The sequence below is a fragment of the Hymenobacter glaciei genome (assembly GCF_039539585.1).
Classification (GTDB): domain Bacteria; phylum Bacteroidota; class Bacteroidia; order Cytophagales; family Hymenobacteraceae; genus Hymenobacter; species Hymenobacter glaciei.
The window spans coordinates 1-11,429 of record NZ_BAABDK010000004.1 but is presented as its reverse complement, the minus strand read 5'-3'; the positions used below and the strand labels follow the sequence as shown (position 1 = coordinate 11,429).

Sequence of the window (11,429 nt, the reverse complement as noted above, 5' to 3'; positions counted from 1 at the left end):
TCGGCAAACAACTCCGCATTCAATTCTCCCCCTTTAGTGAAAACTAATTCATCCGACCTACTTAGCCCCAATTACTAGTATCTATTTGCTCAAACCAAAGCTCCCATTCTACGGGGCCGCTGGCCTGTTGCGGAATGGTTAGGCCCGCTAAGCGGTGCGTTGATTCAAAATCTATTATTGGAGATGCAATGTCCTTCAATCGAAAATCAGATTCAACCATCAAGCTGATTTTAAGCAGCACTTCCACGTACAATTTCTCAAAACGTTGAAAAAAAGCGCGTTGTGCTAACAGCATATTGGCATTCTCCGCATCAATCATGCACTCTATTAGGGTTCCTGTTGGAGCAAATGGGACTGCCTCTGCGAACCAACACTTACGGGAGACGCTGAAGTCACATGGTTCCTGAGTGAGTCGACCAAAAAATTCGTCTTCCAAAACCACCGGCTTGCGAAACAAGAACGAAAAGAATCCCATACTGCTCAAAATAACGCAACAAAAATGGGAAGCCCGGCCCAAACCGAACTTCCCACCACAAACAATTGCCTGGCGAAACTCTACGCCGCCCGCATGTGGCGCAACGGCGACTTTTCGAACTTGCTACGGCAGTAGCTCAGGTTAATCTGCAGCGCGTCCGAATCGGCTTCCGAGGGCATTTCGAACATGGCGTCGGTCATGATGCTCTCGCAGATGGAGCGCAGGCCACGGGCACCGAGGCGGTACTCATCGGCTTTCTCCACGATGTACTCCAGGGCATCCTCTGTGAAGCTGAGCTCGATGTTTTCCATGCCGAACAAGCGCTTGTACTGGCGCACGAGCGAGTTCTTGGGCTCGGTCAGAATCAGGCGCAGCGTGCTGCGGTCGAGGGGGTTGAGATGGGTGAGCACCGGTAGGCGGCCAATCAGCTCGGGAATCAGGCCGAAGCTCTTGATGTCCTGGGCCGACACGTAGCGCAGGAAGTTCTGCGTGTCCACCTGCTCATCGAGGTTCGTCTTGGCGAAGCCCATGGGCTTGGTGTTCAGGCGGCTCTTGATGATGCGGTCGAGGCCCGAGAACGCGCCGCCGCAGATGAAGAGAATGTTCTCAGTGTTCACCGAAATCATCTTCTGCTCGGGGTGCTTGCGGCCGCCTTGGGGCGGCACGTTGATGTTGGTGCCTTCCAAGAGCTTCAGCAACGCCTGCTGCACGCCCTCGCCGCTCACGTCGCGCGTGATGCTAGGGTTGTCGCTCTTGCGGGCAATCTTGTCGATTTCGTCGATGTACACGATGCCGCGCTCAGCCGATTCGAGGTTGTAATCAGCGGCCTGTAGCAGGCGGGTGAGGATGCTTTCCACATCTTCGCCCACGTAGCCGGCCTCCGTCAGCACGGTCGCATCGGCGATGCAGAAGGGCACCTGCAGGATTTTGGCCAGCATACGCGCCAGGAAGGTTTTGCCAGTACCGGTTTCGCCCACCATGATGATGTTGGACTTCTCAATCTGCACTTCGTCTTCCTGAGGCTTTTGCATCAGGCGCTTGTAGTGGTTGTACACCGCCACGGCCATCACACGCTTGGCCTCGTCCTGGCCCACCACGTACTGGTCGAGGTGCTCCTTGATGGCCTTGGGTTTGATGAGGTTAAACTTAGGCTGCTTGCTGGCTTCCTGGGCCTTGGCCTCTTCGTTGAGGATGTGCTGGGCCTGGCCCACGCACTGCTCGCAGATGTGGGCGTTGATACCCGAAATCATGACGGCGACTTCGCGCTTGCTCTTATTGCAAAAGGAACAGGATATTTCGGCCACGGAAAAGGGAATAGAAGGGGGTGGGAAGCCTGTCTTTTGGACAAGCGGGCTCAAAGATACGACATGCCCAACGTCGGCCGCCAGAAAAAAGGTGCCTTCGCGAAGGTTCGCATACTGCAGGACCTCTATATTGCGAAGTCGTTTGCCCGCGGCACGTATTTCCAAAGACCTTGGCAGAAAATCAGTTGACTGCCAACAGCCGGTTTGCTATGGTCCGACCTTTCCTTAAGACACTGCTGGGGCTTGTGGGGTTGCTTTCGCCGCTCATCTCCGCCGCCCAAACGCTGGCCCTGCGCGACTATACCCTCGCCAACGGCCTGCCCCAGACCATGGTGTACGCCATCTGCCAGGATGCGCAGGGCCGCCTCTGGGCCGGCACCCAGGGCGGCGTGTGCGGGTTCGACGGCCACCAGTTCCGCACCCTCACCACCGCCCAGGGCTTGCCCGACAACCACGTGAAGGCCCTAGCCGCTACTTCCGACGGCGCGCTGTGGCTGGGCCACAACTACGGCGGCGTGTCGGTAGTGCGGCCCGATGGGCAGGTGTGCCGCTGCCGCCCGCGCGGGCTGGGCGTACCGCCTGCGGTGCAGTGCGTGTGGCCGGCTAGTGCCCGCACTATTTGGGTCGGTACCGAAGCCAATGGCCTTTTTCGCCTAAACTGCAGCCCCACCGATACCGCCGTAGCTCACTTCGGCCTGGGGCAAGGGCTTCCCTCGGCGGCAGTATTCTACGTAGCCTCGGCTGCCGGGCCGGGCCACCGAACGTGGGTAGCGACCGGCGCCGGGCTGGTGCTGCTCGATGCCGCCGGCCGTCCCGTGCCCGGCCTGCCAGTGGAAGTAGGGCAGGAGCGTACCACCCACGTGCAGGTAGTCAGCGACACGTTGGTGTGGGTGGCTACTGCCCGCGGACTGGTGCGCCTGAGCGGGCGTGGCACGTCGGCCAGCCTCTGGCGCGCCCGGCGCTACGGCGCAGCCGAGGGCCTGTGCGCGGTGCCAACCCTGCGCGTGGTGCAGGACCACGCCGGCAACGTATGGACGACTACCGCCGCCGGCCTCAGCCAGCTGTCGGCCGGAGCCCGGCGGTTTCGCTGCCGAGCCAGCCGCAGCGCCATCGACAGCGAGGAAAACAACGACTTGCTCGAAGACCGGGAGGGCAACATCTGGTTCGTGCACGACCAGGGCCTGGCCGTGCACCCCGCCGACGAGCGATTTCTGCAATACACCAAGGCCGACGGCTTGCCCGATGACGAGGTGCAGGCCGTGTTGCCGCTGAAGGGTGGCCGCACCTGGGTAGGCACCCGCGCCGGGCTGGTGGAACTCACGACCCAGCCAGCCGACGGCAGCGGGGCCTCCAGCCGCCGCCTGCCACTGCCACCTGATGCGGACAGCCGCTACGTGCGATGTCTTTACCGCGACCGCCACGGCAACCAGTGGGTGGGCACCGAGAACGGGGCTGCCCGCTACGCCCCGGCCACCGGGCAGTGGACCTACTTCAACCAAACGCCTGGCCTGGCCGGGCAGCACGTCGTGAGCATGGCCGAGGACGGGCGCGGCCGGCTGTGGCTGGCTACCTCGGGTAAGGGCGTGGCGGTGTTCGACCCTGCCACCAATAGATTTCAGCTTTATACTAAGGATAATGGCTTGCCCTCGAATGTGTTCTGGCAGGTGTTTGGCGACCGGGCCGGCAATATCTGGCTGGCCAGCGACGACCAGGGCCTGGTTCGGGCCGACGTGGCGCACGACACCTTCCAACGGGTGGCGGGGCAGCCGGCGGGCCTGAGCGTGGGCTCGATTTCGGAAGATGCGGCCGGACAGCTGTGGCTGGGTACCATTGGGCGTGGGGTGCTGCGCTATGCGCCGGCCACCGGCCGGTTTCAGGCCTTCGGGCCCGAAGTGGGGCTGAAATCGAGCAACCCCTACTTTGTGCAGTGCGACAGCACGGGCGGCGTGTGGGTAGGCACCAACCGCGGGCTCGATTACTTTGACCCGCGCCAGGGCCAGACCCGCAGCTATGGGGTGGCCGAAGGCTTTCTGGGCCAGGAGGCCAACCAGAACGCCGTGCGCCTGGGCCGCGCCGGCCAGCTGTGGGTGGGCACCGTGGGCGGCGTAATGCATTACGACCCGGCCCGTGCGCGCCCCAACCGGATGCCGCCGCTGGTGCACCTCACCGGCCTGCGGCTGTTTCTGCGCGATACCGCCGGGGCCCCGGGGCTGCGCTTGCCGGCTAGGCTCAACCACCTCACCTTCGACTACGTGGGCACCAGCCTCACGCGGCCCGACAAGGTGCGCTACGAATACCGCCTGCGCGGTTTTGAGGAAGAGTGGGCCGGCCCGCTCACGGCCACCTCGGCTACTTACACCAACTTAGAACCCGGCAGCTACACCTTTGAAGTGCGCGCGGCCAACGAAGACGGCGTGTGGAGTGCCCGCCCGGCCGAGTTTGCGCTCACCATCCGGCCGCCGTGGTGGCGCACGTGGTGGGCCTATGCGCTGTACCTGGGCAGCTTCGGGTTGGTCATTTATGGGGTGCGAGCCTATACCCGTACCCGCGAGCGCGACCGGGCCGAGCGCCGCCTCGAGCAGCAGGCCCTGACTCACCTGCAGGAGCTGGACCGCGTAAAAACCGACTTCTTCACCAACGTCAGCCACGAGCTGCGCACCCCGCTCACCCTTATTATGGGGCCAGCCGAGGAACTGGCGACTGAGGCCACCGACCCCGTTGTGCGCCAGCAGGGCGGCCTGATGCTGCGCAACGCCCGCAAGCTGCTGGCCCTCATCAACCAACTGCTCGATTTGAGCAAGCTCGAAGCCGGTGCGCTACGCCTGTTGCCCACCGCCGGCGATGCCGGGGCCGCCGCCCGCCAGGTGGTGGCCGCATTTGCTTCGCTGGCCGATAGCCGCCGCATTCTGCTGCGCTGCACCGTGCCTGCCGCCCCCATCCCGCTGGTGTTCGATGCTGGCAAGCTCGATGAGGTCCTGACCAACCTCATTGCCAACGCGCTGCGATTTACCCCTGCCGGGGGCTTTGTAACCGTGAGTGTGGTAGAAGCGCCGCCCGGCGCCGATGCCCCGGCCGGCAGCGTGGTGCTGACGGTGCGCGACACCGGCGCCGGCATCGCTGCCGAAGAGTTACCGCACCTGTTCGACCGGTTCTACCAGGCCAACAGCGCGGCTGGGGCAGCTCAGCGCACCGGTACGGGCATTGGCCTAGCGCTGGTGCGCGAGCTGGTAGCCTTGCACGGCGGCACCGTGAGCGTGGCCAGCCAGCCGGGCGTGGGCTCCACCTTCACGGTGCGGCTGCCCCAGGGCCTGCGGCCCATATCGGCGGAGCTGGCTGCCGCAGACCCCGACCCGGCGGCTTCGCTGGCCCGGTACGCGCTGGCCGGGAGTGCGCTGGTGCCCGTCGGTCCTGCGCCCGTGACCGATGCCCGCGCAGAAGCCCCGGAGGCCGACGTGGTGCTGATAATCGAGGACAACGACGACGTTCGGGAGTTCATTCGGACCACCCTGGCCCCGGCTGGCTACCGCCTGCTGCTCGCCACCGATGGGCTGGCCGGTGTGGCCATGGCTCTGGCCGAAGTGCCCGATTTGGTGGTGAGCGACGTGATGATGCCCGGCTTGACAGGCCATGAAGTGTGCACCCGGCTCAAAGCCGACCCCGCTACCAGCCACGTGCCGGTGGTGCTGCTCACGGCGCGCTCGGGCGCCGAAACCAAGCTCGAAGGCCTCGAAACCGGCGCCGATGCCTTACTGGCCAAGCCCTTCAACCCGCGCGAGCTGCGCGCCCAGGTGCGCAACCTGCTGGCCCTGCGCCAGCGCCTGCACGCGCACCTGCTGCAAACCCACGAGCCGCCCGAGACCGGCGAAACCCTGCTCCCGGTTGCGAACGAAGCAGCTGTGCCCGCCCCGGAGAAGCACACCGTGCCCTCCGCTATGCCGCCCGACCCACAGGCGGCGCACGCTGCCGCCGTGGCCGGGCTGCCCTCGCTCGACCAGGAGTTTCTGCGCCGCATTGAGGAAGCCGTGCTGGGGCACCTGGGCGATGAGGCCTTTGGCGTCGACGAACTGGGCTCGGCCATTGGCATGAGCCGCACGCAGGTGCACCGCAAGCTAAAGGCCCTCACCGGGCAGTCGCCGGGCGAGCACATCCGGAACACGCGTCTGCACCGGGCGCGGGCGTTGCTGCGGGCGCAGGTGGGCACTGTGGCCGAGGTAGCTTATCAGGTAGGCTTCGGCAGCCCGGCCGCTTTCTCTACGGCTTTCTCGCGGCAGTTCGGCTACCCGCCCAGTGTGGCGTTTCAGCAGCGGCCGGCCCCGGGGCCATCGGAAACAGCTGCGCAACCGCTGCCATAACTGGCCGCGGCAGGCGTTGGCTGATAGTTGTTGGGCCAGGCAAAATGCAATATTCAGAGCCCGGTAAATCAAGTGGTTTACCGGGTTTTTTATGGATGCGATGGAAGGTTTTTTAGAAGATGGCACAAAAAAGCATGCATGTGCAACAAATGCGCATGCTCTGGAACGGGTGCCAATGCATTTGCAACACCGGCGAACGGCGTTGCGGCAGGGGAGGTGCTTGCTTTGGACAAGTCAAACAACCCGTTTGCAGCCGGTGCTCGCTACCTCCGCAAAACCCTGTTTGCAACTGCAGCACGCCGCCACAATTAGTTGCTCGCCGCTTTGGCCGTCGGATGCGGCCCCGGCCTCCAGATGGTTTCTCACCCTGGTTTTCCGCTTATTCCTATGATACGCTTTTCTTCCTTTTTTCTGCTGATGGGCGGGCTCGCATTGGGCCTGCAAGCCAGAGCCCAGGCTGGCCCGTCCGTCGTGGGCACTTCCGCTCGCCTACCCATAGCTGCTGTAACGGCTGCTGCAGCCGCCTCGCATTCCAGCCAGCTTCCGCAGGAGGAGCCCTGGCTGCTTCCGGCCCTGGCCACCATTGTTAAGGAGGAAGTAGAAGCGCCGGTGGCTGCAGGCCCGTCGGGCACCACGGCGGCGGTGGCCGCAAGTAAGTCGCAGCTATTACTGGTACTGCTCGAAACCATTCAGGGCCAGCAGGCGCGGCTCGATGCCCTGCAAACCCAAGCCGATGCGGCCATCCGCCGGGCCAACCGGGCCGAGGCTGCCACGGTGGCGTTCGAGCAGCGCCTGCGCCAGCTCGAATCGGCGGGCAGCCGCCCCGGCTTCTGGCGCTAGCGCCGCCATTGGGTTATTCACCGCCGCTGCTTTTCGATACCCGCTTATTCTTTCTTCACTCCTTATGCGCCCGGCTACCACTCCACCCGTTCGCCGCCTCGAACCTGCCGACCTGGCCTGGGCCACGGCCCTGCTGCTGGCCGCTAGTTTTGAGCATCCGGTGCTGCGCCATTGCTGCGCCGGGCCCACGGCGCCGGCCCAGGGCGCGTGGCTGCTGCAGCTGTTGCTGCGCTTCGGCCTGCGCCACGGCCGGGTATATGCCGACGCCGACGGTCTGGCCCTGGCCATTTGGCTAAGTTCCGACCACCTGGGGGCGGCTCGCTGGCCCCTGCTGCGGGCGGGCGTGCTGCCGGCCGCCCTGTGGCGGCTGGGTTGGGCCGGCTTGTCGCGGCTGCGTCACCATTTGCGCGCCATGGCCTGGCTCCGTGAGCAAACCGTGGACCCGGGCGGACACCATTACCTGCTGGCACTGGCCGTGCACCCCGCTGCGCGCGGGCAGGGGCGGGGCCGCCGCCTGCTACAGGCCACCCTGGCCGCCATGCAGGCTACGGCGGCTGTGCCTTGCTACCTCGATACGCAAGGAGCCGAGCAACTGCCGTTTTTCCAGCGCCTGGGCTTTCGGCTGGCAGGGCAGTGCCCGAGCGGGCCGGAGGGCGGCGCACCTACCACCTGGGGCCTGCTTCGCGCAGACTTCTGCTAGGTGCATAAGCAGTTGATTGACAGAGTTTTTCAATAATAAACAATGGCAATGTTCTTTTGGCTGACTACCATTCTAGTGAGTTTTTTAAGAGTATAAATGAGTTAATTAGTGCGTGCTCCGCAATTGTATCATAGCTTCTTTATATTTTTGCGTGTCTGTTCTTAACTCACCTTTTTCTGTAAAACACCATGCGCACCTTCTTCTCTATTATGCTGGCTTCGGCCACTGTGGCTGCAGTGCCTACTGTTGCCACCGCCCAAACCCGTAAGCCCGCCCCCAAACCGGCGGTACGCACCACCACCAAGCCTGCTGCTAAACCCGCCGCTAAACCGGCAGTAGCGGCCACACCCAAGGCAACTGCCCCGGCCCCCGCGCCGGCACCAACTCCGGCGCCGGCTCCGGCTGCGCAGGTCGCTTCATCTTCCGGCGACATCCCCTTCGATGTGGGCACCAGCGTGGTGAACATAGGCATTGGGCTGGGCAACCGCTACGGCTATGGCTCGGGGCTATTGGGTGGTAACTCATCGGTATCGCCGGCCCTGAGTATATCGTACGAGCGGGGCATTCTGCCGCTGGGCCCCGGCGTGTTGGGCGTGGGCGCTTTTGTGGGGTACCAGGGAGCCAGCTACGACATGGGCGGCGGCGACAAGTGGAAGTACACCGACCTTGTGGTGACCCTGCGCGGTGCTTTCCACTATCCGGTACTGCCCAATTTAGATGCCTATGGGGGGTTAAGCCTGGGTATGCGTCACCTGGGTACTTCTTTCTCCGGGCCTTCGAGCTCCTTCTATAACGCAGCCGGAATCGATGGCAGCTACAACGAGGCTTCCTTAAACCTGTTCGTGGGTGGGCGCTATTACTTCACGCCTAGCATCGGGGCCTTTGCCGAACTGGGTTACGACCAAACCTACCTCAAAGCCGGCCTGGCCGTGAAATTCTAAACGCGTGCGGGAAAGCTGGCAGGTGTAGCATGGTGCACCGATGATGCGCTTGCCAGCTTCCTACACACACTACGGCCGTGCCTACCCATCCCGGGCAGGGTCCACACCGCTACCATTCACCACTCTTTCTGCATTTGCTATGGAACCACAATCTCAGCACCTGGAACTCGTTTTTTTGTCATCTACCGTCACGTCGGCCTGGGGAGCCGGCTGGTCTTTCACCACCACCCCAGCCCCCCGGCCCTTGCCTTTGGGGCCCACGGCGCCGCCCGTGCGGCTACGGCTTGCAGTAGTGAGTGCCTAACGGCTCACGTCGTTTATTAGAAAGCGGCGATGGCCCGTCGGCTGGCTGCCGTGCGGTTGTCCACCCCCAACTTGGCGTAAATGTTCCGCAAATGGTTTTGCACCGTGCGCGGGCTAATGCAGCACAACCGGCCGATTTCTTTGTCGGCGCGGCCTTGGGCCAAATGAAACAAGATGTCGGCTTCGCACCGGGTCAAACCAAAATAATCGGGTATCTGCGTATCGGCTGGGGCCGCCCCGGCCGATACGCCAGTGGCCCCAGCTAAGCCAGTGCAGCGCAATAAGCCTTCTACGTGGGGGCGCACAAAGGCTAGCAGCGTGCGTTCGCCCTCGGTAAAAGCGTGGCGGCTGCGAAAAATAGCACACGACACCATGCCCCAGCCGGGCACTCGCGCCGCCAGCACCAAGTGGTGCGTAAGGGCGCATAGGCGGTCGGGAATTTGACACAAATCGGTTCGGAGGAATTGAGGCAACGCCGCAAAGTCGCTGGTGCGCAGCGGCAGCGCGTTCTGGCGCACCAATAATTCTTCGAACAGCGGGTGCTGCGTCACGAGCGGCGAGGCTTCGTCCAGCTTGTCAGCACCGAACAAATGCTGCGGCCAGTCCCCAGAAACCGCACGGTGCCCTGGGCCTCGAAGTGGGCGAAGTAGATGGTTTCGGCCCCGAGTAAGCCGAGCAACGCGGCGGCCCGCTGGTCGAAAAGCGTGGCCGGGTCGGGCTGGGCATCGAGCACAGCGAGCGCATCTCTAAGCTGGCAGGCGTGCTTAAGGGCAAGGCTTTACGTTGATTTTTATCGAATTAACGGCCCCCAAAAACCAGTGGGCTACCCCATGAACATGCTTTTTTAAATAGAATAAATTAAATAAGTAAATAATGAATTTTAAATAATAATCTCCCAACGCTACCGTCCCGAGGCGGGTCACTCATTCACCGTATTCTTCATGACAACTCACTTACGCACGCTTGCGCTGGTATCGGCTACCTGCTTATTGGTGGGCTACCAGGCCAGTGCCCAGGTAGGCATCGGCACGGCCACGCCCGATGCCTCGGCCGCCCTCGAAATCCGGGCTGCGAACAAGGGCCTGCTCTCGCCGCAGGTTTCGCTGGCCGCGCTCACCGACGGCACCACCATTGCCTCGCCGGCTACTGGCCTGCTGGTGTTCAACACCAATGCGGCCCTAGCGGGCGGCACCGGCTTTTATTACAACGCCGGCACCAGCGTTGCGCCCAACTGGACCCGCCTCAACACCGGCACGGCCCCGGCCGGGGCGGGCTGGAACCTGACCGGCAACGCCGCCACCGATTCGACGGCCAACTACTTGGGCACGAAGGACAACAAGCCTATTCGCTTCGGCATCAATGGCCAGGAGCAGGCCCGCCTGCACGTAGACGGCGCCCTGTGGCTGGGCGACCCCAATGCGGCTAAAAACGTGCTCGTTGGCTACCAGGCCGGCAAACACATTGGGGCGAATGGCGCCTTGCTCGACCAGTATGTGGGCTTCCAGGCGGGGGCGGGTACTACTACCGGCAGCCTCAATCAGTACGAAGGTTTTCAGAGCGGCCTCTATACCACCACAGGCAACAACAACCAGTTCAGTGGTTTCGCCAGCGGCCTACAGAATAAAACGGGCAACAACAACCTGTTCATCGGCTTCAGTGCCGGCCACGACGTCACGGCGCTGGACAGCCTGCACTTCGTGGGCTACGCAGCCGGGGCCAAAAACACTACGGGCAAGCACAACACTTTCGAGGGCTACGAGGCCGGCACTAACACCACCGTCGGCTCGGACAATACCTTTGGCGGGTTTCAGGCCGGGCGGTCCAACGCAACGGGCGCGGCCAGTACCTTTTTAGGCTACCGGGCGGGCTACCGCAACACAGCGTCCTTCAACACCTTCCTGGGGCACAGCGCGGGCCTGGGCAATACCACCGGCCAGTTCAACACCTTCGCCGGCCACCAGGCGGGTCGCGCCAATACCACGGCCAGCGAAAACACCTTTGTGGGTGATGGGGCCGGCTTTTCAGCCACCACCGGCAACAATACCTTCCTGGGCTCCGACGCGGGGCGGCTTGCCGCCAGCGGCGTCGGAAACTTGTTTCTGGGCCGGCAGGCGGGCTACAACAACGCCGCCGACTACAACCATTTTGTAGGATACCGAAGTGGTTATCAGAATACGACCGGCGTCAGCAACCATTTTGAGGGCTACAGCGCAGGGGCAGCGAATACCACGGGCCAGCAAAACTACTTCTCTGGCTACCAAGCCGGGGCGGCCAACACCCAAGCCAACTACAACCACTTTGTGGGCTACCAGGCCGGCCTGAGCAACACCGGCGCCGGTAGCGGCTACAACCATTTCGAAGGATACCGCGCCGGCGCCGGCAACACCAGCGGCCAGGTGAACCAATTCATTGGCGCCTTCGCGGGCATCAGCAACACCACCGGCGACGCTAGAGCAGATTCGCAGTCATTGTACATGATAGCCGCAGTGGTGAAACCAGTTTTGGGCGTCGTCT

9 protein-coding genes and 1 pseudogene are annotated in these 11,429 nt (G+C 63.1%); 6 read left to right on the top strand and 4 right to left on the bottom strand.

Translation table 11 applies throughout. The features are described 5' to 3' along the window. Positions 1–61: 61 nt before the first annotated feature. Together ABD837_RS03410 and clpX are read right to left on the bottom strand one after the other, a co-directional pair. Positions 62–475: a hypothetical protein gene (locus ABD837_RS03410; RefSeq protein ID WP_345050283.1), complete on the bottom strand. Its 414-nt coding sequence runs from the start codon at positions 473–475 to the stop codon at positions 62–64. A gap of 80 nt (positions 476–555) precedes the next feature. Then, positions 556–1,779, bottom strand: a complete 1,224-nt coding sequence (clpX, locus tag ABD837_RS03405; RefSeq protein WP_345050280.1) for an ATP-dependent Clp protease ATP-binding subunit ClpX — start codon at positions 1,777–1,779, stop codon at positions 556–558. A gap of 209 nt (positions 1,780–1,988) precedes the next feature. Here clpX and ABD837_RS03400 point away from each other — a divergent pair, with 209 nt between their 5' ends. The 5 genes from ABD837_RS03400 to ABD837_RS03380 all read left to right on the top strand — a co-directional run bounded on the left by ABD837_RS03400 (position 1,989) and on the right by ABD837_RS03380 (position 8,916). Continuing rightward, positions 1,989–6,131 (top strand): two-component regulator propeller domain-containing protein, encoded by a 4,143-nt coding sequence (locus ABD837_RS03400; RefSeq protein WP_345050277.1) that lies wholly within the window; start codon positions 1,989–1,991, stop codon positions 6,129–6,131. A gap of 387 nt (positions 6,132–6,518) precedes the next feature. Further along, positions 6,519–6,971, top strand: coding sequence for a hypothetical protein (locus ABD837_RS03395; RefSeq protein ID WP_345050275.1), 453 nt, complete (start codon positions 6,519–6,521; stop codon positions 6,969–6,971). A gap of 64 nt (positions 6,972–7,035) precedes the next feature. Then, entirely contained in the window at positions 7,036–7,671 is a 636-nt protein-coding gene (locus ABD837_RS03390) for a GNAT family N-acetyltransferase (protein WP_345050272.1), read from the top strand. A 188-nt stretch (positions 7,672–7,859) separates the two neighbouring features. Further along, entirely contained in the window at positions 7,860–8,612 is a 753-nt protein-coding gene (locus ABD837_RS03385; RefSeq protein ID WP_345050270.1) for a hypothetical protein, read from the top strand. 139 nt (positions 8,613–8,751) lie between these two features. Continuing rightward, complete coding sequence (locus ABD837_RS03380; RefSeq protein WP_345050268.1) at positions 8,752–8,916, top strand: hypothetical protein; 165 nt, start codon at positions 8,752–8,754, stop codon at positions 8,914–8,916. Between the two features lie 16 nt (positions 8,917–8,932). Here ABD837_RS03380 and ABD837_RS03375 read toward each other — a convergent pair whose 3' ends face one another. Together ABD837_RS03375 and ABD837_RS03370 are read right to left on the bottom strand one after the other, a co-directional pair. After that, positions 8,933–9,505 (bottom strand): helix-turn-helix transcriptional regulator, encoded by a 573-nt coding sequence (locus tag ABD837_RS03375; RefSeq protein WP_345050267.1) that lies wholly within the window; start codon positions 9,503–9,505, stop codon positions 8,933–8,935. Continuing rightward, positions 9,463–9,648 (bottom strand): hypothetical protein, encoded by a 186-nt coding sequence (locus ABD837_RS03370; protein ID WP_345050264.1) that lies wholly within the window; start codon positions 9,646–9,648, stop codon positions 9,463–9,465. The genes ABD837_RS03375 and ABD837_RS03370 overlap by 43 nt, the downstream gene beginning before the upstream one ends. Before the next feature lie 208 nt (positions 9,649–9,856). Between ABD837_RS03370 and ABD837_RS03365 the strand changes: the two are divergent. Beyond that, positions 9,857–11,429, top strand: a pseudogene (locus ABD837_RS03365) (hypothetical protein); the annotation flags it as partial.

Coding starts and splice junctions, on each gene's coding strand:
- ABD837_RS03410 (WP_345050283.1), bottom strand. CDS start 475: ATGGGATTCTTTTCGTTCTTGTTTCGCAAGCCGGTGGTTTTGGAAGAC.
- ABD837_RS03400 (WP_345050277.1), top strand. CDS start 1,989: ATGGTCCGACCTTTCCTTAAGACACTGCTGGGGCTTGTGGGGTTGCTT.
- ABD837_RS03395 (WP_345050275.1), top strand. CDS start 6,519: ATGATACGCTTTTCTTCCTTTTTTCTGCTGATGGGCGGGCTCGCATTG.
- ABD837_RS03390 (WP_345050272.1), top strand. CDS start 7,036: ATGCGCCCGGCTACCACTCCACCCGTTCGCCGCCTCGAACCTGCCGAC.
- ABD837_RS03380 (WP_345050268.1), top strand. CDS start 8,752: ATGGAACCACAATCTCAGCACCTGGAACTCGTTTTTTTGTCATCTACC.
- ABD837_RS03385 (WP_345050270.1), top strand. CDS start 7,860: ATGCGCACCTTCTTCTCTATTATGCTGGCTTCGGCCACTGTGGCTGCA.